Annotated in this window: 25 protein-coding genes; 8 read left to right on the top strand and 17 right to left on the bottom strand. The window is 39.9% G+C overall.

Going from position 1 to position 25,205, the window contains the following annotated elements; translation table 11 throughout:
- Window positions 1-150: 150 nt before the first annotated feature.
- The 5 genes from H6G08_RS35015 to H6G08_RS34995 all read right to left on the bottom strand — a co-directional run bounded on the left by H6G08_RS35015 (window position 151) and on the right by H6G08_RS34995 (window position 4,382).
- Window positions 151-1,143, bottom strand: a complete 993-nt coding sequence (locus H6G08_RS35015) for a tetratricopeptide repeat protein (RefSeq protein ID WP_190551630.1) — start codon at window positions 1,141-1,143, stop codon at window positions 151-153.
- 626 nt (window positions 1,144-1,769) lie between these two features.
- Entirely contained in the window at window positions 1,770-2,612 is an 843-nt protein-coding gene (locus tag H6G08_RS35010) for a NifU family protein (RefSeq protein WP_190551624.1), read from the bottom strand.
- Between the two features lie 138 nt (window positions 2,613-2,750).
- A complete protein-coding gene (locus H6G08_RS35005; RefSeq protein ID WP_096647019.1) occupies window positions 2,751-2,975 on the bottom strand; it encodes a hypothetical protein in 225 nt (74 codons plus the stop codon).
- Window positions 2,976-2,983: 8 nt separating this feature from the next.
- On the bottom strand, window positions 2,984-3,235 hold the full coding sequence (locus H6G08_RS35000; protein WP_190551622.1) for an asr0689 family protein: 252 nt from the start codon (window positions 3,233-3,235) through the stop codon (window positions 2,984-2,986).
- Window positions 3,236-3,404: 169 nt separating this feature from the next.
- Complete coding sequence (locus H6G08_RS34995) at window positions 3,405-4,382, bottom strand: tetratricopeptide repeat protein (protein WP_190551620.1); 978 nt, start codon at window positions 4,380-4,382, stop codon at window positions 3,405-3,407.
- A 255-nt stretch (window positions 4,383-4,637) separates the two neighbouring features.
- On the opposite strand from H6G08_RS34995, the gene H6G08_RS34990 reads away from it, so the two are divergent.
- Both H6G08_RS34990 and H6G08_RS34985 read left to right on the top strand, forming a co-directional pair.
- Window positions 4,638-4,784 (top strand): hypothetical protein, encoded by a 147-nt coding sequence (locus tag H6G08_RS34990; protein WP_190551618.1) that lies wholly within the window; start codon window positions 4,638-4,640, stop codon window positions 4,782-4,784.
- 670 nt (window positions 4,785-5,454) lie between these two features.
- The gene (locus tag H6G08_RS34985; RefSeq protein WP_313943653.1) at window positions 5,455-6,357 is read left to right on the top strand and encodes an NADH-quinone oxidoreductase subunit B family protein; all 903 of its coding nucleotides are present in this window, start codon (window positions 5,455-5,457) and stop codon (window positions 6,355-6,357) included.
- A 5-nt stretch (window positions 6,358-6,362) separates the two neighbouring features.
- Here H6G08_RS34985 and H6G08_RS34980 read toward each other — a convergent pair whose 3' ends face one another.
- From H6G08_RS34980 to H6G08_RS34965, 4 genes are all read right to left on the bottom strand, one after another.
- Complete coding sequence (locus H6G08_RS34980) at window positions 6,363-6,575, bottom strand: hypothetical protein (protein WP_190551616.1); 213 nt, start codon at window positions 6,573-6,575, stop codon at window positions 6,363-6,365.
- Between the two features lie 387 nt (window positions 6,576-6,962).
- Window positions 6,963-7,745, bottom strand: coding sequence for a class II aldolase/adducin family protein (locus H6G08_RS34975; protein ID WP_313943660.1), 783 nt, complete (start codon window positions 7,743-7,745; stop codon window positions 6,963-6,965).
- Window positions 7,742-8,395, bottom strand: a complete 654-nt coding sequence (locus H6G08_RS34970; RefSeq protein WP_190551611.1) for a cysteine dioxygenase family protein — start codon at window positions 8,393-8,395, stop codon at window positions 7,742-7,744. Before H6G08_RS34970 ends, H6G08_RS34975 begins: the two co-directional genes overlap by 4 nt.
- Window positions 8,396-8,605: 210 nt before the next feature.
- On the bottom strand, window positions 8,606-9,679 hold the full coding sequence (locus tag H6G08_RS34965) for an aliphatic sulfonate ABC transporter substrate-binding protein (protein WP_313943650.1): 1,074 nt from the start codon (window positions 9,677-9,679) through the stop codon (window positions 8,606-8,608).
- Window positions 9,680-10,737: 1,058 nt separating this feature from the next.
- On the opposite strand from H6G08_RS34965, the gene H6G08_RS34960 reads away from it, so the two are divergent.
- Together H6G08_RS34960 and H6G08_RS34955 are read left to right on the top strand one after the other, a co-directional pair.
- Window positions 10,738-12,087, top strand: coding sequence for an oligosaccharide flippase family protein (locus H6G08_RS34960; RefSeq protein ID WP_190551609.1), 1,350 nt, complete (start codon window positions 10,738-10,740; stop codon window positions 12,085-12,087).
- A 169-nt stretch (window positions 12,088-12,256) separates the two neighbouring features.
- A complete protein-coding gene (locus H6G08_RS34955; protein ID WP_242046415.1) occupies window positions 12,257-12,514 on the top strand; it encodes a PLP-dependent transferase in 258 nt (85 codons plus the stop codon).
- Between the two features lie 4 nt (window positions 12,515-12,518).
- Here the strand turns inward: H6G08_RS34955 and H6G08_RS37175 are convergent, their stop codons facing one another.
- Both H6G08_RS37175 and H6G08_RS37170 read right to left on the bottom strand, forming a co-directional pair.
- A complete protein-coding gene (locus tag H6G08_RS37175) occupies window positions 12,519-13,094 on the bottom strand; it encodes a transposase (protein WP_199322861.1) in 576 nt (191 codons plus the stop codon).
- Window positions 13,095-13,121: 27 nt separating this feature from the next.
- Window positions 13,122-13,886 carry an IS4 family transposase gene (locus tag H6G08_RS37170; RefSeq protein WP_199322860.1) on the bottom strand — a complete coding sequence of 255 codons (765 nt, stop codon included), beginning with the start codon at window positions 13,884-13,886 and terminating at the stop codon, window positions 13,122-13,124.
- Between the two features lie 297 nt (window positions 13,887-14,183).
- Between H6G08_RS37170 and H6G08_RS34945 the strand changes: the two genes are divergently transcribed.
- Complete coding sequence (locus H6G08_RS34945) at window positions 14,184-14,921, top strand: RNA-guided endonuclease TnpB family protein (protein ID WP_313943658.1); 738 nt, start codon at window positions 14,184-14,186, stop codon at window positions 14,919-14,921.
- Between the two features lie 522 nt (window positions 14,922-15,443).
- Entirely contained in the window at window positions 15,444-17,618 is a 2,175-nt protein-coding gene (locus tag H6G08_RS34940; protein ID WP_190551607.1) for an FAD/NAD(P)-binding protein, read from the top strand.
- 4 nt (window positions 17,619-17,622) lie between these two features.
- Here the strand turns inward: H6G08_RS34940 and H6G08_RS34935 are convergent, their stop codons facing one another.
- The 3 genes from H6G08_RS34935 to H6G08_RS34925 all read right to left on the bottom strand — a co-directional run bounded on the left by H6G08_RS34935 (window position 17,623) and on the right by H6G08_RS34925 (window position 19,576).
- On the bottom strand, window positions 17,623-18,045 hold the full coding sequence (locus tag H6G08_RS34935; protein ID WP_190551605.1) for a VOC family protein: 423 nt from the start codon (window positions 18,043-18,045) through the stop codon (window positions 17,623-17,625).
- Between the two features lie 154 nt (window positions 18,046-18,199).
- The gene (locus tag H6G08_RS34930; RefSeq protein ID WP_190551626.1) at window positions 18,200-18,838 is read right to left on the bottom strand and encodes a pentapeptide repeat-containing protein; all 639 of its coding nucleotides are present in this window, start codon (window positions 18,836-18,838) and stop codon (window positions 18,200-18,202) included.
- A gap of 63 nt (window positions 18,839-18,901) precedes the next feature.
- Window positions 18,902-19,576 (bottom strand): cadmium resistance transporter, encoded by a 675-nt coding sequence (locus H6G08_RS34925; RefSeq protein ID WP_190551603.1) that lies wholly within the window; start codon window positions 19,574-19,576, stop codon window positions 18,902-18,904.
- 1,224 nt (window positions 19,577-20,800) lie between these two features.
- On the opposite strand from H6G08_RS34925, the gene H6G08_RS34920 reads away from it, so the two are divergent.
- Complete coding sequence (locus H6G08_RS34920) at window positions 20,801-21,334, top strand: DUF2808 domain-containing protein (RefSeq protein WP_190551601.1); 534 nt, start codon at window positions 20,801-20,803, stop codon at window positions 21,332-21,334.
- A 167-nt stretch (window positions 21,335-21,501) separates the two neighbouring features.
- Here H6G08_RS34920 and H6G08_RS34915 read toward each other — a convergent pair whose 3' ends face one another.
- Window positions 21,502-22,452: a D-2-hydroxyacid dehydrogenase gene (locus H6G08_RS34915; protein ID WP_190551599.1), complete on the bottom strand. Its 951-nt coding sequence runs from the start codon at window positions 22,450-22,452 to the stop codon at window positions 21,502-21,504.
- Between the two features lie 245 nt (window positions 22,453-22,697).
- Here H6G08_RS34915 and H6G08_RS34910 point away from each other — a divergent pair, with 245 nt between their 5' ends.
- Window positions 22,698-23,423 (top strand): Nif3-like dinuclear metal center hexameric protein, encoded by a 726-nt coding sequence (locus H6G08_RS34910; RefSeq protein ID WP_190551597.1) that lies wholly within the window; start codon window positions 22,698-22,700, stop codon window positions 23,421-23,423.
- A gap of 70 nt (window positions 23,424-23,493) precedes the next feature.
- Here the strand turns inward: H6G08_RS34910 and H6G08_RS34905 are convergent, their stop codons facing one another.
- A complete protein-coding gene (locus H6G08_RS34905; protein ID WP_190551595.1) occupies window positions 23,494-24,495 on the bottom strand; it encodes an ABC transporter substrate-binding protein in 1,002 nt (333 codons plus the stop codon).
- A gap of 153 nt (window positions 24,496-24,648) precedes the next feature.
- Entirely contained in the window at window positions 24,649-24,978 is a 330-nt protein-coding gene (locus H6G08_RS34900) for a 4Fe-4S dicluster domain-containing protein (RefSeq protein ID WP_190551593.1), read from the bottom strand.
- Window positions 24,979-25,205: the final 227 nt, after the last annotated feature.

Here is a 25,205-nt window from a genome sequence, read left to right as displayed (position 1 = left end):
AGAGGTTTCAATTTGGGAATGCGATCGCAATCTTAATCAGGTTTGTGTAGATTGGCGTTTTCGTACAGAAGATGCAAGAGTTAAGCTTTCAAAGATTTATCCAACCCAGCAAAATTAATGGGACAGACCACTACCTTCCTCTACCCCTGATTATTGCCTCTGCAATTGCTGATTACTGAGTTGCATTTCTGTTTCTAATTCTTGCAAAGCTTGGGCAACAATTTGTGCTTGTTCTAACTGTTGGTGCTGGGTGAATATTTCCCAAGCTTGTTGATAGTAATTCCTGGCTTTTAAGAGATTTTGCGGATTTCCCGCCTCTGGTTTTTCTGGATCGTCAGGAAGATTGAAGAGGGCGTTAGCTTTGTTAGAAATAGTATTAGCGTATTCTAAAGGCGTATCTTGAGCATTCCGCACTTTTAACGCTTCTTCATAAGCTGCGATCGCGCGTAAATTATTCTCGATAGGATGGTTACTCTGCAGGTATTGTAAGGCATTCCCCAAATTATTTTGCAACATGGCGTATTCTCTGGGGTTTTCAATTAGGGTAATTTGCTTGAGTGCTGACTCAAATGTCTGTACCGCCAAGCCTTCACATAACTGTTTTTGTTCCATCCCCACTGAGATAGAAAGATATGCGATCGCAATATTGTTGTGTAAAATTGCATATTCCTCTGGGTATTTCTCCGCCGTAAATACCCGCAAAGCCTCTTGATAAGCTTTAATACTATCGGCTATTTGTGCCAAATTGAAAGGGACTAAAGATTGCAACACCAAGCCAAAATTCATCTGGGCTTCGGCTAATTCCTCTTTAGAAGCTAACTGCTGTAAAATGGGTATTGCTTCTACATAGGCTGCTTTTGCTTCTAGCAGTAACTCTGTTCCCTCATCGGGAATTGTTCGCAAAGCGCCAGCCATACCCACCTTAGCGCGGGCTTTCATTAGGGGATAGTCATCGCTACACATTTCTGTTGCCCGTTTATAAAGTGCGATCGCACTCCATAAATCTTGCGCATTTTGCGGTTTTTTCTGCAAACCTTGTGCTAATTCAATCAGCATATCGATTTTCTCTTGTGTCGTTGCTGACTCCGATGCAATAGCTGCGATCGCGGCCTTGACTGTTGAATCTGTAATACTAGGGATCATCTGCACAAGTAAGTAATGATGGGTTGACAAATAAAATTGCAAGTATTCTCGACTCAAGCAAGCTAGGCAGTATCAGTCAGAAGATTTTCCGTTCTCTACCTACTAAATTGACTGAGGTTAGCCGCAATAGATTTCTCAGCGTAAAAGTTGCTTCTACTTTAGAGTAAGTCACGCCAGAAATTCTAGACTTATCAAGCAGATTTTAACCAAAATATACACAATTTAATTATTGATTAATATCTGGGATAGCGCTGCTATTTAAGCTACACGATCCTATTAGATTGATATTACATTGTTTACTGGATTTTTTGATGTATAAATACATTTAAATAGCCTAATTGAATCAAAAAATATATAAGTTAATAATTAATTTATGTATTTAATGCTACCAAGAAATATACAGATGATGCTAGTAAATTAATATTAGATGATTATCTGTATTTTTTGATGCAATTACCCAAATTCCTAGAACCCCGACTTCTTACAGAAGTCAGGGTTCTGAAACCCAGTTAAATAAGAATGCTATAGGTAATTACGAACTTGTACTGAGCGCAGTCGAAGTATTACGAATTATTTAGGTTTTATGCCTCATGCCCCATGCCCAATGCCCAATGCCCAATGCCCATTTATCGCAACTGTACAAAAACTTTATCTTCTTTAATTTTTAACGGATATGACTGCAGCCCAACTTCAGGAACCGTTAAACATTCACCAGTTTGTAAGTTATATTGAAAACCGTGGTTAGGGCAAGTAATAATTCCATTCTCTACTTTACCTTCATCCAACGTAGAGCCGAGATGAGAGCAAGCATTATGGTAACAGCTAATGCGATCGCCTTGGCGAGATAGAATAAATGCATGTCCCGCAACTTTAACTGCTAACACACCAGCTTCGGGAATTTGCTCAACAGTTGTAACTCTAATCCATGTAGAGCCTATTTTTGGATTAAATGGACTAGTTAAGTTAGATGTAGAACTACCAGCATTAGCGCCACTACTAACAGCAATAACTTGCGTAATCTCTGGACAATGAGATTTAATTGCCTGTTCGACTCCTTGAGATAAAGTTAAAGTAGAAGCAGGACAATTACTACAAGTTCCTGTTAGCCTCACTTCCACTGTATCCGGTAGTTTAATTGCCACTAGTTCTATATCACCATTATGGCTTTGTAAACCTGGACTTACTTCCTCAAGGGCGATTTGTAGGCGTTTTTCTAAAGGTGGTGTAGGTGGTTTGACTAATTCGTGATATAGCAAAACTGCATACACCACTTCATCATCAACAGCATGACGCAAAGCTGATATAGATTCTTCCTTAAAGCTTTTTATTAAACGTTTTAAAGCTGTTTTATGTAAGTCTTCAATTGCTCTTTTTAATCCGACAACTACACACCTTTGACTTTCATCCCACTCAGCAATAATTTCTTCAAAGCGGTTAATTTCTTGAACCAATTCTTCTAAATTAGTCATTTGTCAAGGGTCAATAGTCTATAGTCAATAGTCCAAAGTCAATAGTCCAAAGTCAATAGTCAAGAATCCATATTCCAAAGTGAAAATAAATTAGTTATTATTAATGCCATTGACCATTGACCATTGACCTTGGACAATTTACTTCATTTTGAAGTCTTTCAATAAAAATGGCATGGCTATGCCAGTGATTAAGCTAGATATAATAATTGGTAGCCAAAAAGGCATAGCAGTTTGGGCAAAGACAACTAAAATAACACAACCGATGGTAATACCAATTGTTAGTTGCTGCACAAAATGCATGGGGTCGCGGAATAATTTGCCTTTGAAAAATAATTTAGCTGATAACCACCCAAGCTCAAACATGAAACCTCCTAGAAATTGCTAAATAAATTCAATACAGCTAACCCTAAAAGTACGGCGGGAATCACACCCGCAGGGCCAAATAATCCGCCTAATGTGGCTGAAAATTTATAACCTATATCTTTTCCAGCTAATAGCATTCCTCCAATTGCACCGCCTAGCATGGCTGCAACAGTGGCTATGAGTAAGGACAACAATACGGTACTAATGTTAATTTCTCCAGATGAGAAACTGCTGAGAAAATTGCTCGTAACACCTAGCATTTTTAGTTTCCTAGACAATATTTATTATTTGTTATTTTTGTCACAATCCTGCTGAAGTTGCGAACTCCTCATGAAAAGAGATAATAACTTTTTTCATGAATATTTCAGGATTGTTATAACTGTAAACAGTACACAAGTTAATGTCTGATAACTGTTAATAATTAACTATTCATAAATAGTGATTTGTAATCTCTGCAACAATTTCGTTAAGAGATTGGGCAACTAATTGTGCTTGTTTTAACTGTTGGTTTTGGTTGAAAATTTCCCAAGCTTCTTGGTAGTAAGCACGAGACTGTAAGAGATTGTGCAAATTACCGGCTTGTGGTTGTTGGATATTATCAGGTAGTTTGCAGAGGGCGTTGGCTTTATGAGAAATTGTGTTAGCGTATTCCAGAGGCGTATCTTGGGAGTTATGAACTTTTAAAGCTTCGTCGTAAGCGGCGATCGCTCTTAAGTTATTCTCTAAAGGATGGGAAAGCATGAAATATTGCCAAGCATTGCCCAAGTTGTTCTGTAACATCGCATATTCTTGGGGATGATCGATTAGCTGAATATGCTTTAGCGCTACTTGTAATGACTGTACTGCTAACCCGTGACGTATATATTCCCGTTCTGAGGCTAGGGGTAGAGAAAAATAGGCGATCGCAATATTGTTGTATAAGATAGCGTACTCTTGGGGATAATCTTGCCAAGTAAATACCTGCAAAGCCTGTTGATAAGCTTTGACGCAGTCTATTATCCGCGCCAAATTGAAGGGTACTAGTGATTGCAACACTAACCCTAAATTCATCTGTGCTTCTGCCACCTCTATTGGCGAAGCTAACTGTTGTAAAATTGGCAATGCCTCTTCATAGCCAATTTTCGCTTGTAGCAGCAATTGCGCCCCTACATCGGGAATCCTCTGTAATGTCTTAGCCATCCCCACTTGCACTTTGGCTTTGAGTAGGGGATAGTCCTCGCCACACATTTGATATGCTCGGTAATATAGGGAAAGTGCATTCCGCAATTGTTTGGTAGTTTGGGGCTGCTTTTGCAAACCTAGCGCCGTCTCTATCAGCATCTGGATTTTTTCTGCTGTAGTTGCTGACTCCGATGCAATGGCTGCAATTGCTGCTGTCACTACTGAATCTCTTGTGCTAGGGGTCATAACTACCGTAATCTGGCCGTTGGGGAATTGAATTTTTTCAACGCCCACAAGTAATATCAATTCAAAATTCAAAATTCAAAATTGATGAATTTGAGCGAATTGATATCTTGAAAACAGGAAAACCTGTCTCATCTAGGGCTATACATACTCAGCCGATTTACGCAGATTGTGAATCTCGTCAGCGAAACTCCCTGATTTTCCCCAATCTCATCCTCGTTAAGCTAATGCGCATCTAAATTACATAACGACTAATAAGTGCTGTCAACAGTCAACCGTCAACAGTCAACCGTCAACAGTCAACCGTCAACCGTCAACAGTCAACCGTCAACCGTCAACAGTCAACCGTCTTCACAATGGATTGTGCAACTTAAAAGCAGAATAGCTTACCTCTCTCCTCACTAGAGAAAGACTCTCTTCACACCAATAGGGATGATAAATCTAGACTGGGCAATAAAAAGAGTAGCCAGAATTTTGATCGTCTGGTATCGTTGCCAGTCGTTGACTGCACAATCTGAGGATTGAATTTATCAAGCATCTAAAATATAAAACAATCTGTTGGCAAATTTCTAGAGGGAAAATGCCAATATTCATGAGAGTTTTAAATACCTTAAAACTTCGTTAATTTAATTTGTATCAACAGATAACAAATACAACGATTTGAATATTATGTTCTCAATCTTATTTTATCTATATTTCTAAATATATGTCAGCAAATAACTATTAATTATTTGTATATGAATACAACTTTTAATAGCAAGCAATTACTATGCTATATACCTACTATACTTGCCATGCCTGGAATTCACCTAAAAATTAAAGCTTAATGTTTGCTGAAAAATATAATATTAGTCTATCTATTATCCCTGTTTATTATAAAAATTATGTTATAACTATCACAATCTAATTTATTTTTTTACGCCTCCAATTGGTACTCACAATAATTTTTCCTTGAATCAGGAATATTTGAGCAAAAATAGATTAAATTAAAAATAAAGATTGAGAAACAGGTGATATCGCTACAATCCTTATCACCTGTTTCATGCATCATAACTAGTAAAAAAATACATAGCCGATGACTAATGTACTATGGCTACAGGGTGGTGCTTGTTCAGGTAATACCATTTCATTCCTGAACGCCGAAGAACCGACAGTATGCGATTTAATTGCTGATTTTGGCATCAAAGTGCTGTGGCATCCATCCTTAGGATTGGAACTGGGCGATAACTTACAACAACTACTGCGCGATTGTATTTCCGGAAAAATTCCTCTAGACATCTTGGTATTTGAAGGTACTGTTGTCAACGCCCCCAACGGCACAGGGGAATGGAACCGCTTTGCCGATCGCCCGATGAAAGATTGGTTAACAGAACTCGCCCAAGCTGCCAGTTTTATTGTAGCGGTGGGTGACTGTGCTACATGGGGTGGAATTCCTGCCATGTCACCCAACCCCAGCGATTCTCAAGGGTTGCAATTTCTCAAGCGGGAAGAGGGCGGATTTTTAGGTAAAGACTTCCGCACTAAATCCGGTTTACCTGTAATTAATATTCCTGGATGTCCCGCCCATCCCGACTGGATTAGCCAAATTTTAGTTGCGATCGCGACTGGACGGTTAGGAGACATCACCTTAGACGAACTCAATCGTCCCCAAACCTTCTTTAAAAGCTTTACCCAAATCGGTTGTACTCGGAACGTCCACTTTGCCTACAAAGCATCTACTGTTGATTTTGGTCAGCGCAAAGGCTGTCTATTCTACGACTTAGGTTGTCGCGGCCCCATGACCCATTCCTCTTGCAACCGCATCCTCTGGAATCGCGTCTCCTCCAAAACCCGCGCCGGTATGCCTTGCTTAGGTTGCACTGAACCAGAATTTCCCTTCTTTGATTTGCAGCCGGGAACCGTATTTAAAACACAAGTTTACTGTACAATGTGGTACCTTGATTGCCATACCATGTTCAACCTTGTCCTTCGCTACTAAAGCTTTCAAAATAGACGTAGTTTCAAGGCGGAAATACGTTTTTTAAATTGTAGTTTACTTATCCTATGGCATTTAGATTGTGGACAAGGTAATTCCCAAATATCTCGCTGTATATGTTCTTGTTCTACTAATAACTGAATATCGGGTGGTAACTGGGAATATTGACCAAATGACCAAGGTTCACCATTTGATAATTCATTTTCTATACCATTAAACATTATGTTTACCTTGGTTATGAATAAGTTATGATTGCAGATGTTTATGTCAATGTATCAGCAACTTTTTGCTGAGATGCTCTCGCCTCTTGATACACAGATAGTAATTTTTGCGATCGCTCTCATTCTTCCTGGGTATCTTTGTCAAAAATGCTCTCATCAAAATTGATCGTAGTTGCATAAGTTTTACATCACTGTGAGAGATGAAATTTCCGGCATTTTTGTAATTTTTTCCCAGCAGCAGAGAAAATCTGCGATGTTTACAATGGGCTGCACCTACACATTGGAATAAGGGGGACAAAGGAGATAAATGCCCAATGCCCAATGACGCCAGTTGCTACAACGCGGGAAACCCGCGCAACGCACTGGCTCCCCAATGCCCAATACCCATTACTCCAACAAATCCGGTTCTTCGCGGACAATTCTGTCATAAAGTGGTTGGAAACTAAACCAGCCACCTGCATGAGTTCCAACTTGACTATGGGTTAAAGTAGCAATTTCATGATCAATAGAAATTGGTTTACCTGCTGCTTCAGCTAAAAGTTGTGCTTGAGCCGATCGCTCAAATGTGATATACCACCAAGCAGCTTCATCTACTGTTTTTCCTACTGTCAAAAAGCCATGATTGCGCAGAATGACAGCTTTTTTCTCACCTAATGCTTCGGCAATTCTTTTACCTTCTGAAGTATCAAGCACTACACCCTTATAATCATCAAAAATAGTGTGGTCTTGATAAAAAGCACAAGCATCTTGAGTTAAGGGATCAAGTAAACGACCTAAACTTGACCAAGATTTCCCATGTAGAGAATGGGCGTGTGCAGCTGCAATGACATCAGGTCGGGCTTCATGTACTTGAGAATGAATAGCAAAAGCGGCGCGATTAACAGCCGCATCGCCTTTAACTACTTCGCCTTCTCTATCAACCAAAATTAAATCAGAAACACGGATATGACCGAAGTATGTTCCTAGAGGATTTACCCAAAAATGGTCAGTAAATTCTGGGTCACGGGCGGTAATATGACCTGCGATTCCTTCACTGAAACCAAAACGACCAAATAAGCGAAATGCAGCCGCTAGGCGTTGTTTGCGGTAGAGGCGTTCATCTTCGACTTTTTCAAAAACTGGTGGTTGGGGTCTATCAAATCTCGCCATAGTCTTCCGGTTGTTCTTTATGAATTTTCTTTGTAAGGTGCATTGGAATATCCAGAACGAAAAGACTTAACACTTTCTGCTTCTGGGTGATAGTGATGTCGCAAAATGTTACCAGTATCATTTCCCATCACATGAATGGAGATAGACGGGGTAAATACTGTTGTCGCTTTGACTGAATGAATATCTCCATCTGGCGGTAACAAACGGTAAATATCACCAGGTTTTACTTTATAAGTACCAAGGTTTTGTAACTGCGCCCGTCCTTCAACATCACCGTTATCTAGGCGACGGTAAACAGTTTCTTCTTGTCTGCCTTTATACAAACCCACCAGTCCCCAGGATAAATGATCGTGGACAGGTGTAATCGAATTAGGCGGAATTACTAAACTAAAGATGGTCAGCGAACGCTCCTGAGAACGATATAGCAACCATTGTCCAATTCCACCACCTAAACCGCTATGGTGATTTGGCTGGGCAAATTGTTCTGGTAACCAATCTTGTTTTTTTAGAAGTGCCGCAAAATGGGGTTCTAGGGTATTGAGAGTTGCTTGGCGATCGCCTGCTGTGTGTGAGAGAATTTGTTTTGCGATCGCTACAAACTCACGTAAGTCAGGACTATCAATAAACCATTCGTCTGTTTCTAAGGATTCGAGAATAGTTGTATGAGTCATAACATTCCTGTAATTTAACTTTTGGGATTAAGACTTACGCATTTTTGTCATTGGTCATTGGTCATTGGTCATTTGTCATTTGTCATTGGTCATTTGTCATTTGTCATTTGTCATTTGTCATTTGCTTCCTCATCTCCCTTGTCTCCCTTGTCCCCCTTGTCTCCGTTGTCTCCGTTGTCTCCCTTGTCCTCCTTGTCCTCCTCCCATTCCCTACCTCGTCGCCGTAGTTCCCAAAGGACATACCGAAGCGGCAATATCTACTCGTTTAGGCAGAATTTTTTGCTCTAATAACCAATCAGCTGTTTGCTGAAGCTTGGCGATATCATCAGCATCAGGAAAAACGTAAGACTCAGGGCCACGATTCTTAGTAGCTTGCTTGGCTACAGCTTCGGAAACTTTCAGTTCCTTCACCATAAAATCTGCGGCTGCGTCGGTATTCTGATTCAGCCATTCACCATCTTGGCTCAAAGCTGTCAGTGCAGATTTAATTGCTACAGGATTATCCTTCGCCGCATCACCGCGCACAACCATAACGCCGTAGGTAGGTGCAGGATGTGTAGTCGTGATTCGTCGCGCTTTATGTTCTAATTCAGCAATGGAAATATAAGGTTCCCAAACAGCCCAACCATCAACCGAACCTTGATATAGCGCTGGTGCAGCATCATTTGGTGATAGATAAACTCGCTGGACTTTATCTTTGGGGATATTTTCTTTTTCTAAAACCTTTAATAACAGGTATTCACCTGCACCCCCTTGATTAACTGCTACTTTTTTACCAATTAAATCAGCAGTTTTACGGATAGAAGAATCGCCGCGCACTAAGATAGCACTACCTAAAGAATCTGGTTTAGGGCGTTGTACAGAACCAATACAGAGCGGTTGTCCAGAAGCAATCCCAGAGATAATAGGAATATCACCGCAACCACCAATGTCTGCACGATTACCATTAAGGGCTGCTAACAGTGTGGCACATCGGTCAAAAGGGCCAGTCCATTCAACTTTAATATTTTGCGCTGTTAGCTGCTTTTCTAGGTCGCCGCGCTGACGGGAAATAGGAATAATCCCGCCTTTTTGGTATCCCAAGCGAACTACATTATTTTTTTCGGAATTTTGATTGTTACTCACAACCTGTGAGGCAGAATTGGAGTTAGCTGGCGGATTCACAGCAGTTTTTTGACTGCAACCAGTAACCATCAAACTCAGATATGCAACAGCAAGTAAAAAACTCCGGGTAGAATACGCTTGTAATGAGCGAAAGTTATGCTCTTGTAAATAATTCACCACAATTTATTCCTTCATCTCAATTGTTGAGAGTTGAAGCAGCAGATGTATTTGTTTAATTTGAGAGGCGAAACCATTAATCTACTTAAACTCGATATATATATCGTAGATTAAAATTAAGCATACCATCTTTTTGCTTGACTATATAAGCTCAAGCCGAGATTTTTTTGATTTAAGGCATTGCCATGAGCAGAAATCTTATATATAAAGGTTTTTGTGAGTTGGTATGGCCTGGGTATGCAGTATTATGGTTAGCAGATGAATCAAACTAGCGTTGCTGGTGAATCAATATTGGCGCACAACTTTCACCTGTATTTCACCTACCTTTTTTGCAGAATCAGGGTTGGCGAAATAAGTATATTTTACAAATATTAAAAAAATATGTAGTTTTTTTAATATCTATTTTTTTTTGATTCCTGCTTCAATGTGCTTGAACGAAAAATTTTATACTCTTTTAAGATGATGAGAGAAAAAACATAAACTTTCCTCTCGCACCATCTTTTAGATAGGAAAATTTTGACTAGTAAAAGGCAGATGTAAATAATGTTTTTACCAGTCAATATCTCAAGATTAGGTCTCCCAATCGATCCCAGGTTAATACTCAGTACGCATCACCTTAAAAGGGGGTCGGAAATATTGAGATTTGACGTTGGCTAACTTGAAAATAGGGGCTAGGGACTAGGGACTAGGGGCTAGGAAAGAGAGATTTTCATATTTGGTTGTGAGATTTTCTCGTGAGGGGCTAGAACGAAATTAAACCCAACTAACTAATGATTGAATTCCCTACCCTTGATGTAGCCTTTCGTACTTAATTGCATCGTGCAGTCATATCGATAAATGGAGATAGAAACGGCTGATATCCCTGGTTATACCTATACCTGAGTTGTTATCAATTAATAATTCTCCCAATAATCAAATTTGAGAAAACGCACATTTTCTTAAATTTACTCTGCAATATAAAAAGTCAAAGCTTGTCTAAGTTACATCAGACTCAATCTTGAGCTATCATCTCTCAGTTTTTCAATTATTAATAAATCTCCTCCTATGGTGAGGTGGTAATTATGACAAACTTGTCAGTTTCGCAAAGGTCAGGAAGCATTCAATTAGCTGAACTGGCTAAAGACACTATTGTGGCTTTAATCATTCAAGTGACTGGTTTAGTGCTGATATATCTCCTGCAAATATTTCTGGCACAGTGGATGGGAAGAACTGAATATGGCATTTATGAATATGTCATGTCTTGGTCGTTATTGTTAGCAGTTCCCGCAGAATTAGGTTTACCTACGACGGTTTTGCGTTTGCTTCCTGAATACCGAGTTAAGCAGGAATGGGGACGTTTACAAGGTTTAGTGCGTGGTTGTTGGGTACTTGTATTTTCCAACAGTTTACTGTTGATTATCTGCGCTACAGGGACAATTTTAGTTATTAATTATTACCACAGTTTTGTCTATGCAACTCCACTATTGTTGGGGATGGGATTAGTATTACTACAGAGTTTGGCTAGGTTCCAACAAGAAACAGGAAGGGCGATGGAGGATATTCTTTTAGCCTTTATTCCATCGCAAATTATCTGGCCTGTTTTGGTGCTGGCTGGTGGCTTTGTATTTATGCAAACCCAGGATGATTTGACTAGCGTACCAATGATTGCGATCGCGTCCGGTATGTTTACCGCGATCGTTGTCGTGCAACTATACTTATTGTGGAAGAAATTACACAGTGATTTTGTAGCAGCAACGCCAGTTTATGCTTACCGTGAGTGGTTAAATATCGCGGTGATTTTGTTAATTCAACAAGCATCGTTTGGGATTTTGAGCCAAACAGATACAGTGATGATTGGTTCATTTATCGGCCCGGAAGCAGCAGGTATTTACAACGCAGCAGTAAAAACAGCCGCATGGACAAGTTTCGTTTTACAAATTGTGAATATGGTAGCTGCACCTGTATTTACAACTTTGTACACTAAAGGGGATATTCCAGAATTACAAAAGGTGGTTTCTTGCGTAACTAATTGGATTTTCTGGCCGACTGTCGCCATGACAATTGTACTCATGACCTTTACGCAGCCAATTCTCAATTTGTTTGGTGCAGGTTTTGTTGAAGCGAGTTTGTCCTTAAAAATTCTGATTATGGGACAGATGGTAAATGCTTTATGTGGTTCCGTAGGGATTTTGATGATTATGACTGGTCATCAAAATAAATCTTTACCTGTAATTGTTGCTAGTGCCTTACTTAACATAGTCTTGAATGCGATATTAATTCCCATATTTAATATTACTGGGGCAGCGATCGCAACAAGTTTCACCATGATTGTCTGGAATATTTGGTTAGGTGCTTTGGTTGTTAAATATGTTGGCGTACGTCCTTCAGTTTTTTACACTCTGTTTGCTAAAGAAAATGAATCAATAACCTAAATGTGATGAAACAATTACTCTGTAAAGTTTTGTAGAGGAAAAGGTTTTTTCCCTTTCCCTTTTTGCTTGCACCTATGGCGGAGACTGATAAAATACTAAAAGCCGATAGACTTATAGGTTAATTATTGGCACTAGTACTAAAAAAATATATTTGATGCAGTAATTGTCTATGTCTGAAAAATATCGCTTTGAAACTTTGCAAGTCCATGCAGGACAAGAACCAGCACCAGGAACAAATGCGCGTGCTGTCCCTATTTATCAAACAACATCATACGTTTTTGACGATGCGGAGCATGGGGCGCGGTTGTTTGCGTTGCAAGAATTTGGCAACATTTACACGCGAATTATGAATCCGACAAAGGATGTATTTGAAAAGCGAATCGCGGCTTTAGACGGGAATGGCACGCTTGAAAAGCGGAAAGCCTGATCAATTAAGCAGTTTGCAATTGATGACGTAATTCATGTCTGGGTTTAGTCAATCTGGGGTAAGCTTTGGGGCGGCGTTTAGTAACTCGTGGTTCACAGCGACCAGGACGTTCGAGGACAGCTTTGTGAACAATAACTTTCAGTAAAGTGCGATAAATTCTCAGGCGTTTTTGAGAGTCAGCAGCCTCGAATTTGGGGATAAAATTAATTAAATGATGGCGAGTCCATTGCAGTGATAAGCGATTTGGCGGGGTATTATAAGTAGCTCCAGCCGACCACATTAAGCTCCGAAGTAAATTGTACGCCAGTAAATAAACATGAATTTCTTTGCGAATCATTGAAGGAGTTTTACATCGTAAAATATCCATACCCAAGGTAGTTTTTATATGTCTCAAATCCAATTCAACATCCCAACGTTTACCGTAAAGACCAACAATTTCGAGAGTAGAATAAGTTGCTTTATCTAAAAGAGTAGTAATTAAGCTAACTCTTGAAGTGCGAAAACCAGGAATAACAATGTAGTAGTAAATTTCTCTGACACTTATGGCAGAAGGTAGAGCATCAAATTCATCCTTGCTCAATCCTTTTGGGCATCTTTGAGGTTTATACTAAGTAACAAGCTTGTCACAATTACCAACAATTTTGCCTTTTCGCATGGTTGTTATCCGAGATTGATGCTTACGGAATACTGCATCACAACCAAGTTTGGTAATAGCAACCATATCGGTGTAAGCGCAAAATGCTCTATCCCCTAAAAGCACATCATTTGGTTTGAGAAAACTGTACAACCTCCTTGCTAATTTAATATCATGTGTGTTCAGAACATCGATACACAAAGCAATAGCGGCTCCTGTAGCTAAACTGAATATCACCCCAATTTTGGCAATTGGAAATCCACATCCAGGTTTTTGACTACTAGGTTGAGGGTATTCTTTTTGGTTCTCTACAGTGTCAGGCATAGAGACAGTTGACCCATCTATCACCAACACATTTCGACCACACCGTAAATATTCTTCTGTAATTTTTTCTTCTAGGCTTTGTGCTGAAAACTTGAAAAGCTTTTCTAATAAGTTTTCTGGAAGTCTTGTCCTAGCTTGGCAGTAAGCACTCGTATCTGTTGAGGGAATTTCTACTTCTGACTCAGCCAAATGTGCAATTATTTTACTCACAGCATTATGGCAAGTTTTGTCAGTATCTAGAACCTGAGATAAAAATGCCCACAACGTTACTATTGGATCAAATAATCGCTTCTTATATTTAATTTTTAGCTCTGCCAAAGCTTGCTCAATTGCCGAGGGTGGTAATAATTCTTTAAAAGGTAATCCCAGACTTTGGTTAAATTTATTCTTGAGGATTTGTACTCGCAGTGTCATAGTAGTCGTAGTTAGATTTGCTTGCTCGTCTCAAACAAAGTATTTCATGAACGAGTAAGCTTTTTCTACCTACAAAAAGGAATGGCACAGCCCCCACATGCTTGTTTCATACATTCCATCAGCACAGCGATCGCACTATGGGTGAGTACAAGATCCCAAAAAGCTCTCGGAAACATTGCGATACCTGCGGCACACTTCGTGAACGCAACTCTTGCACACTGCATCAAGCACAATCTCCTAAGTCATCTTCAATTGTTCAATAGCGTTAAAAGCTGTGGTGCTTATTCTGTATAGTTTATAGCTTTTCTTAGTGCCATTCGGGTTAGTAGCCTTGTTACCCTGAGTACGGGTGAAAAGATTGCTAACCCCAAAGCGTTTGACAAGCACTATCAGAAGTTGAGAAAAGCGCAAAAGTCTTTGAGTCGCAAACAGAAAGCTTCTCGCAACCGAGACAAAGCAAGACTCAAAGTAGCTCGGATTCAAGCTAAGATTTCTGACTCCAGAAAAGACCATAGCCACAAACTGACAACCCGACTGATTCGTGAAAACCAAACGATAGTGGTTGAGGATTTGGCAGTTAAGAACATGGTGAGCCAGCGCGTTGGGCGGGTTTCCCGACTTGAAGCGACTGGCGAACCCGTAAGGGTCAAGAATCCCAAACTCGCCCGTGCCATCAGTGATGCAGCATGGGGAGAATTGGTGAGGCAACTGGAATATAAAGCTCTTTGGTACGGTCGAACCTTGGTGAAGATTGACCGATGGTTCCCTAGTTCTAAGCGCTGTGGGCATTGCGGTCACGTTGTTGAAAAGTTGCCGTTGAATATCAGGGAATGGGATTGCCCCAACTGCGGGACGCACCACGACCGGGATATCAACGCAGCCAAGAATATTTTGGCGGTGGGACACACCGTTGCAGTCTGTGGAGCGAACATAAGACCTGATAGACATAAGTCTAAAGGGCAGTTGCGAAAAACCCGTAAGGCTTCCGCCGTGAGCGTCAGCCGAACGGGAAAGAAACAGAAACCTAAGTCGTGAGTCTTAGGAATCCCCCGCTACACCGTCAGGTTAGCGGTGGGAGGATGTCAATTATTCTCACATCTCCACCATTAAATGATGTTACAAAATCTAAATATATGATGAATATTTGCTTCCCTAAATTTCTTTAATTTGCAGAATTTGCTGGTAAATAAACAACCTACAATTCAGAGGTATTATTTTTGTCAGCAAAGCTTGACATTAAATCTAGAAAATTTTCTGCCTCAAGGTAGTTAATAACAGCTTATTTTAAAACACCCCTATTTCTCTCGCCTTTTCTGGCAAAATGACCAGTAAATTCCACTAAATGCTGATGTAATATACATTGGTGTTATAGTAAATATTCACCGGAGAATAATTGCTAATAAGAAATAGTTAATTCATATTAAATGACACCTTTTTCACCAGCATAATGGGTGTTTATATTTCCTTAATCTAGTTACTGCTAAAAACAGATATACATCGGAATTCAACTATCCTAAATTAGTAGCTATGTAGCAACAAGTCTATTCCATAGCTCTTATGTACAACTATATTTTGAACCAGACTGTTTCTCCTAGCACGATCGCAATTATTGGGGGTGGCTTTAGCGGTTCTCTTGTTGCAGCCAATATTTTGCGCCATGCAACTATACCACTTTCGATTAAACTAATTGAACGTCGGACAGAAATAGGTAAAGGAGTTGCATACAGTACCCCAGTTAAAAATCATTTGCTGAATGTCCCAGCCGGGAAGATGAGCGCTTTTGCAGATAAACCCAAACATTTCTTAAAGTGGCTGCATCAAAATGGACATACTGACATTACTGCATCGACATTTGTACCCCGTCAAGTTTATGGGGAATATATCCAGGCGATTTTAAACGAGGCGGAAGCGAATGCACCAGCTTATATTAGTTTAGAGAGAATTGGCGATGAGGCGATCGCCATTGAAACCAGCAACTATCACACCAAAATCCAACTCAGTAGCGGTAAGGCTTTGCACGTACAAAAAGTTGTCCTCGCTTTGGGGAATCTTCCCGCCTCTTTACCACAACCAATTGCGGCGCTAGGAAACAATCATCCCCATGTTAAAGATGCTTGGGCTAGCGATGCAATTAGCAATCTCAATTCAGATGATTCTCTTTTGTTGGTGGGAACTGGATTGACGATGGTTGATGTAGTTGTAGCTTTAAAGCAGCAAGGTTTTCGCGGCAAAATTCATGCTATCTCCCGTCATGGATTAACACCCCAACGCCACCAAGCAACAATTCCCTATTTTACCTATCTTGATTTAGAGACTGCACCTAAAACAGCGCGGGGTTTACTGCATTTAGTACGTCAAGAAATTCACACAGCAGCAATTCACGGTTATGATTGGCGCGCAGTCATTGATGCTATTCGTCCAATTTCTCAACAACTGTGGCAAACACTACCAATCCCAGAACAAAAACGCTTCCTCCGTCATGTCAAAGCTTACTGGGAAGTTTACCGCCACCGGATTGCCCCAGAAATTGCTGATGTATTAGATAATACTGTGCAATCTGCACAACTGAATTATTACGGCGGCAGAATTCAGACTTGTCAGGAAAAAGAAAATGCAGTTGAGGTGAAAATTTGTGAACGGGGAACCCAAGCCAATATTGGGTTACAGGTGAACCGAATTATTAACTGTACAGGTGCAAATTGTAACTATAAAAATGTAAAAAATACTCTAATTGCTAATTTGCAAGCACAAGGGCTGATTCGTCCTCATGCTTTGTCTATGGGGATGGAGACTGCTGCTAACGGTGCAGTTATTGATGCTGATGGAAAAGTTTCCGAAATACTTTATACCTTGGGAACGCCCCGCAAAGGCGACCTGTGGGAGACTACAGCAGTTCCAGAAATTCGCCTGCAAGCAGCTGCTTTGGCGCAAGAGTTACTGAAATCTCTCAATCCCAGACCTTACGCTATGGCAAGAGATTGGTTCGCTGGAAATCCATTGAGCGATTTACCCAAACCTGCCATGCTATTTCGTCAACTTTATGATCGCGAATCGAGTACCTACACATACCTAATTGCCGATCCACAAACCAAAGCTGCTATTTTGGTAGATCCGGTATTGGAACAGGTAGAACGTGACTTACAAGTATTGCAAAAACTGGATTTGACTTTACTTTACTGCTTAGAGACTCATATTCACGCTGACCATATTACGGGTACGGGTCAGTTGCGACAATTTACAGGCTGTTTAAGTGTTTTACCGGATAAAGCTAAACCTGTGCCTAGCGATCGCTATATTACTGATAGTGAGATTTTACAATTAGGTTCTGTGCAAATCCAAGCGATCGCTACTCCCGGACATACCGACTCTCACATGGCTTACCTTGTTAACGGGACTCACTTGTTAACCGGAGATGCTTTATTTATCGGGGGTTGTGGTCGTACCGACTTCCAAAACGGTGATGCTGGCTTACTGTATGATGTCGTCACCCAAAAGCTATTTACCCTTCCAGATGACACCTGGGTATTTCCCGGACACGACTATCAAGGAAGAACAGTATCTACCATTGGTGAAGAAAAGCGGTGGAATCCCCGGTTTTTGGGACGTACTCGCAGCCAGTTTATTGAATTGATGAATAATTTGAAGCTTCCTTATCCACAAAAGATGTCGGAAGCTGTACCCGCTAACCAGCGAGGAGGCAAAGTTTTAGTCACCTTAGATTATCAAATTTGAGGAACTACCTTGATTTTGCCGATACGATTTCCAGGCGATTGCCACCCGGATCGCGGATATAGAAACGATTGTATCCTGGTATCGGTTGGCGATGCCTACGGCGGGCTGTGCCTACGCTAATAATTTCTACCCCATGCGCTATCAGATGTGCCTCAAACTCCTTCAAATCAGCGACTTGAAAACAGATATGTCGCCTTGATGCTTCATTATTGGCATTTTTCTCTGTACTAATGTGGAGTTGGATATTTCCCAATGCATACCATGTGTTGTCATTGCCTTTGAGTGCTTCCGGCTTGGCAATTTCAGTCAATCCCAACACTTTACCGTAAAACAGTAACATCGCATCTTCCACCTCAGTAGATGATGTCAGTTGAATATGATCGATAGTCTCAACCCAAGCTTTCACTGTTTCTAGTTGGTTAGTCATTTGTTTGCAGGAATAGGCTTTGCTGCCAGCAGCAGCGTTTTATGCATACTACAGTAATTCGACCAGGTTATTGTAGTATATTAAAGTTAATCGTAAATTTTGTCTAGCCAATTAAGATGACAAATCAAGAAATTCGCACTCGTCAGGTGAAAGTTCAATTATTTGTCATGATTCCTAGTGGTAAGGTTGCGTCTTCTAAATCAGCCCCTAGTAAGTTCGCTCCTTGAATATTTGCAGTTAGGAGATTGGTTTTTTGTAAATCAGCTTTTTGTAAATTTGCGCCTTGTAGATTGACTCCTTGTAAGTTTGCGCCCTCTAAATCTGCATCAAATAAATTAGCACCTTGTAAGTTTGCTCCTGCTATATTGGCTTTGCTTAAATCTACTCCTTGTAAATTAGCAGTTTGGAGATTTGTTCCTTGTAAATTTGCTTTTTCTAATTCTGCATCTTGGAGATTTGCACCTGCTAAATTAGCTGCTTGCAGGTTGGCTCTTTCTAGTTGTGCGCCAATCAAATTACATCCTACACATTCATTAGTTGTTAATAGACGCCTCACATTTTCAGCTACAGGATCTACAGGCCAAATTGTAGGAGAAGTCACTGGTGCTGGTGTAACTACTGGTGCTGCTACAGGTTCGCTAGTCACAGCAGGTGTAGATTGTGTTTCTATCGGTTGTGTTTCTGTTTGCGCTAAAGCGTTAGGTTGATCGAATAAAGAAAATACTGTAACTACTACTAGAAATAAAGCGGTAAAAATCCAAGAGCCAAGTTTTTTGAGATTTACGTTCATCATCATTTCCCCCTGATGGAAATTTTGGTTTAATCAACAGTAATAGGTTGTGATAAAAGTGCAAATTTAGTGAAACAGTGTTGCCATGCTGGGTAATAGTTGAAAAGTTCCACTTTTACTCATAATAGATATACCCAACCAAATTAAGATAAATGGAAAGATTTTGCGCCCGTAGCGAGCGAGAATAGGAGCCATGAGCGGATTACGAGTCAAGTTGTAAGACAGCAAGCACCACAGCCCAACTGTTAAATAACAGATAGACACAATGACGCCTAAACTGGGAAGATTTGTACTAGCAAATAGCGGTACATAGATGCCAATATTATTACCACCATTGGCAATAGTTACCGCAGATACACGGTATGTTTGGGGATCGCGGATCGTTGCTAATAATGATTTTTTCCGTCGCTGAGGTTTAACTGGATGACGGAAGTTTAATGATACATCTTGTACAGTTTCTCCATTATCCTCACGATTCATGAGATTACTAATACCTATAGTAATCGGGAGAATACCTAACAATCCTACCCAAGCTTCTGGCAAAACTAAACCACCGAAGAAACCCGGAAGACTAGCAGCAACTAATACAGTAAAGCCAATAAATTCACCGATAATAATGTGCTTAGGACGAAAGACATGATTAACTTTGCCAAAAAAAGCAGTTAAGTATATATTGTCATCAAAGGTAGTTGCAAGAGCAGTAGATATCCCAATAATTGATGTCCCAATCAGCCAATCCATAGTTGTTGCCCGTAAGAATTCAATGATGTGTTCGCTATTTCTGCTCTGCTGATAAAAGAAGTAAGCATAGTTCAGCAGATGCTTAAATCAAATTTTTTGCTTTTTGATGGCGAGTGTAATCTCGTCTTTGACGTTTGTTAGTAAGCTTTACTATCTATGGTGTTAATACTACGGGTGACTGCTCAATCAAAGCAAATATTATTTTTTTTCTAAACGATAAACAGAATTTATTAATGTTGGGCATTGGGCATGGGGCATTGGGCATTGGGCATTAGTAAGATTATTTCTGCTGAGTTATTATCTGGCTTAACCTGCATTTATAGTTTTTGGAAATGCGGCCTAATACCATTTCACAAAAAATATGATGTGGATGTAGGTTGGGTTGAGGAACGAAACCCAACACCCCAAAGACATGTAATTGTTGGGTTTCACTCCGTTCAACCCAACCTACGCATCTGTCTCATTTTTTTCTGGAATTGGTATAACAAACTGATTAAGCTAATGGGTATCTAAATTGCATAACTACTAATCAGAGCTATTAACTGTTGTACGGGCGCGTGTAGGGGCGGGTTCACTAATATCCCCGTCTGTCAAAGACTATCTAAATAAACCCGCCCTTACGATTAAGTGTCAACTGTCAACAGCCCTCACGATAGATTGCGCAACTTAAAAGCAGAATAGCTTAAGCATAATTTTTATTTATTCTTTTAACAAGAAAGAATATTTGCTTTAATTATGGACTTAGTTTTATCTTGTAAATATAAGGTATTCAACACCAGGCTAAAACATTTATAGCTTGATTTTTCATCAAATATGCCTATGAATTATGTTTCTCATGCTGGATGAAAATATTCTTGTCATCCTCACTATTATCTAGTTTGTACCTGAATTAAATGCCCTATATGTGCATGTGATTATGGGTGTTTTTACTAGAGGAATATTTTTTTAATAATTCGGATATCTCTCTTGTAAAAATATCAATAATTAAGCCAGAATATATTTGCCATGTCCGAAAATTAGGCTGGGGAAGATGAAGTCTTCAGTAAGATGATAAATCCTTGGATATATTATCTAGAGGCTGTTTCATCATCTACTTGCGTAGGCATATCAACAAAAGTGGCGTCAGCTTATAGTCATCAATTGGCTATAAATTGAAGTCGGTTTTGTCATTGAATTGCCAATTTTAAAGCCTAATTTTAAATATCCATCCCGTCCGTAACTGCCATGAAGAATATTTTTAGATTATCTAAAGCTGTTTTGGCTTTCAGTTTTGGATTGTGTTTGCTGCCTATTTCCAAAACCTACGCCAATACTAACCCTGATTTTCAAGTAGCTTTGTCTGCCAGAACTACTTATAATCAAACTTACGTTTCAACAGCAACGTATTATTTCACCATTGCAGTACCCGCTTCTGCTACAAAACCGTTACAACAGGTGACATTAACCCAGATTCAAGGGGGCGAAAATATTGAGTTTGATGCTCAAAAGAGTAGCGCCTTTGTGGGAACAAGCGAACGCGCCGGACAAAACCTCCAATTTGCGATCGCAAATAACCCCAGTCAAGACGATTCTGTCACACTCCAGTTCGCGCAGCCTTTACCACCAGGGCAGACTGTAACTATCGCCCTCAAGCCTTACCGCAATCCTGCTTATGAAGGCTTTTATTTGTTCCATGTCAAAGCTGCTCCCGCAGATCAAAGTACAGAGGGACAATCTCTAGGCGTAGCACGGTTACAATTTTACCAAAATGACTTTTAGTTAGATAACTGAGAGCATCCCAATTTTGACGCAATACCTTTCTAGGGTATTGCTATAGGAACAAAGCCTGCAAAGGCAGGCTTCGTATTTCTAGCCCCACCCTTCCAGGGTGAGGGCGTTTTTGTATGTACTTTTTTATAACTGAAAATTTGCTCTTCAATGCAAGTTTAATAGCCAGCTTCTTTATCAACGATATTCCGCAGAGGTTGACCGTTGTAATAGCGTGTAAAATTATCGAGAAAAAGTGCGATCGCTCTTTCTTTGGTTCTGGGAGAATGTCCAGAAAAATGCGGTGTGAGAAAAAGATTTGGTTGTGTCCATAAAGGGCTTTCTGGTGGTAGCGGTTCTGTAAACACGGTATCTAAAGCCGCACCAGCAATTTGACCAGTTTGTAAAGCATTAATTAATGCAGGTTCATCAACAATTGCACCACGAGCAATATTAATTAAATAAGCATCGGGACGCATTAAGCTAAACACTTCTGCATCTATTAAACCCTTAGTTTCTTTTGTTAATGGCGTGGCAATCACTACATAATGTGCTTCGCTTAATAGTGGTTTCCATTCATTTGCACCGACAACCTTATCAAAGTTTGCTAATGGTTGAGGATGGCGACGACTACCATAAATATTGAAACCAAAACCTTGAGCGCGTTTAGCAATTTCTTGCCCAATTCCTCCTGCACCAATAATTAATAAGGTTTTATCTAGCAATTCTTCATTTTTTAAGCCACGTTGCCAACTCTTTTGTATTTGTTGTTCGCGTAATTTAGGAAAATTCTTGGCGTAAGACAAAATATAAGCCAGCACAAATTCTGCCATCGGAATTGCATGAAGTCCTGCACCGTTGGTTAACAGAATTTCTCGCGCTAAATATTCTGGTGTCAAAATATTATTTACACCTGCATTTGTTGCTTGATGCCAACGTAATTTAGGCGCTGCGGCTAAAACTTTTTGTAAAGTCGTTGGTTTTATATAATAAAGCCAACTAAAATATACTTCTGCATCTGTGGCATCGCCATCAATATTCCCATCCACATCAGCCCGGACATATTCTACATCTTTAGGTAGATGCGGTTTAATTTCATCAGCTACTTCTATAGGTAGAATTAATTTCATGATAGCTTACTCCCTTTATTTCTATGTTAGTTTTTTTATTATTAATCGCAATTAAATTATGAAAATAATTAGCTATACAGCCAACCTAAATTGTTTGTGAATATCTTCTCTGTGTTCTTACTTCGTGTACTTAGTGTACTTCGCGGTTCGTCATCATAATTTTTCGTTCATCACCTATCTGGGATTGCTATATAAAGTGTCACTGCTTAATGAATAATGGTTTTGGCTATTTAGCGTAAATATTCATGATATTAAAATCAACTTCACTATTTCTAGAAGAAATAGAAGAATTTTTGAATAGCTTATTTCATGTTGAGCAATTCCCTGAAAGTGAAAGAGGCGGTATATATCTACAATCATCAAATTCTATAGAACGTTTAGGGTTAGCACTAGAACCAGGAACACATTTAGATGAATGGATAATTGAAAAAAAATTAGACGCATTATTCTTACATCGTCCCTGGAAATTAGAAATAGATAAATTACCTCCAAGATTAGGCATCATTTCTTATCATCTACCATTTGATGAATGCTTGACAGTTGGTTTTAATATCCAATTAGCGCCAGCTTTACAAATGTCTAATATAGAAATATTGGGTATAAAAGAAAATAGAGCCATTGGCATGATTGGAGATATTCAAACTCAATCTTTTTTCAAATTATGCGATTGTATAACGCAAATTTTTGGCAAATACGAACAATTATTACCAGCAGCTAATCGGGATATAAAACGCATTGCTGTTGTTGGTGCAATGACAGATTCATTAGTACGTGAAGCAGCAAAGCGTGGTGCTGATATTTATATCACAGGACAAATTCGCCAACCTGCACAAAAAGCAATTCAAGAAACTAAAATAGGAGCGATCGCAGTTGGTCATCGTCGCAGTGAAATCTGGGGTTTACGTTCCCTAGCTGGGATACTACAAGAACGCTGGCCTAACTTGCAAGTCTTTATAGGTGATGAGTCGTGAATTTCTCTATGATTTTGCTTAATCAGAAATCACCCATGCCCAATGCCCCATGCCCCATGCCCAAAAAAACCTATTTTTTCACAATCCAATCATCTAATTTAAAATCAGACTGGGCTAATTTTTGCGAAACTAAAAATTTCTTTGTCCCTTCTAAAAGTTGTACACCTTGTTCTGGTAAAGGTTCTATTGGGAATTGGGTAATCGGAAAAGAAGCCTTCACCACATCTAGAGGGTATCCCGATACATCAGCATGAAATTTATAGTAAGCTTCTGGATTTGCTTGAATATCTTGTACAGATGCTTGTTTAATTTGATTCCATTTTTGCGGTAAATCGGGATGTTTAGCCAAAAATTCTTCTGTGGCTACCGTAACGCTAGTTCCCCGTAAGTCTGGGTGTTGAATTGCTTCATCAATTACAGGATAACCTTTTGATTTTAACAACGGCCCGGTTCCTGTTGATGCTGCTATAGCCGCCACATCTCCCCGTTCTAGTGCAGCTTGGGCTTCGCTTGGTAGCATGTGAATAACTTTGACGCGATCGCTAATTCCATTCTTTTGCAATAATCCAATTAAATAGCGATGCATATAAGAACCTTTAGAAGTCGCTACCTTCTGTCCTTTCAGTTCCGCAACAGAACTAGGGCCACCTTTTTTCGCCAATAACCAAGCATTGGTTCCTACTTGTTCTTGACCTATTAAGCGTGTGGGTAGTCCTTTAGCTTTGCCCACCAATGCGGGAGTATCCCCATAAATTCCTACATCCACTTCCCCAGCAACTAAAGCTTCATTCAAATTCGGCCCGTTGGGAAAATTCAGCGTCTTGATTTCTGTAATGCCCAATTTTTGCAACTCTGGTAAAAGTTTACCTTGATGCATTGCCCAACCAGTCGGCCCGGTGGGTGTTTTCACTTTACCATTACTTATAAAACCTAACCTCAAGGTAGAAGTTTTAACTTCCGCCTTAGTTGTAGTTGCGGGATTGGGTACAGCTTGGGAAACAGTTTGATTGGAACTGCAAGCCGTATTTAGAAATAACAAACTAGATATAGCTATAGTTGATAGTTTCAGCATGAAAAACGAACCACAGAGACACAGAGAACGCAGAGGAAAAAGACAATTACAGCAGATTGCCAGTTGGTGAAGTACAGATTATCGTTGATTGTAGGGGCACTGGCACTGCCATGCCCCGAAGCGCGTACTTTGGACTCATCTTAATAGATTGTGTTATTTCATCAGCTTCAGAACTTGGTGTGTAGAATCTTCTTGCGCAGAAGAAGTGCGCTCTCGTCCCCAACCAACATTTCTTCTGTAACTTCCTAAAAGTTCAGCCTCTTTCAGCAATCTTTCATCTACCGCATCTAGAGGATCGACTTGTGGGGCTACATATAAAGCATCCACCGGACAGTACAATTCACACATAAAACAAGTTTGACAATCACTCTGTCTAGCAATCGTCGGTGGTGCATCTGGTACTTTATCAAACACATTTGTCGGGCAAACATTCACGCAAATATTACATTGAATACAGCGCGATGCACTAACTAACTCAATCATACAATTTTAGATTTTGGATTTTGGATTTTGGATTTTAGATTGAGGAACGAGGCGCATTAGGGCGTGTTTCAAACTACTTGTTTAGCCTTCTAAATTTCTCGATCCCCCTAAATCCCCCTTAGAGGATGTTTGAAAAGTCGGACAGATTGTAAAAAAGCTCTCTCGGTATACGCTGTGAATAGATAGTAGACAGCACCGAGAGAGCAACATGAGTAAAGCATATCCCA

It is taken from the genome of Calothrix anomala FACHB-343 (assembly GCF_014696435.1).
Lineage (GTDB): Bacteria > Cyanobacteriota > Cyanobacteriia > Cyanobacteriales > Nostocaceae > Aulosira > Aulosira anomala_A.
Note: the sequence above shows the minus strand (reverse complement) of the source record. Positions and strands in the feature narration are given on the sequence as shown.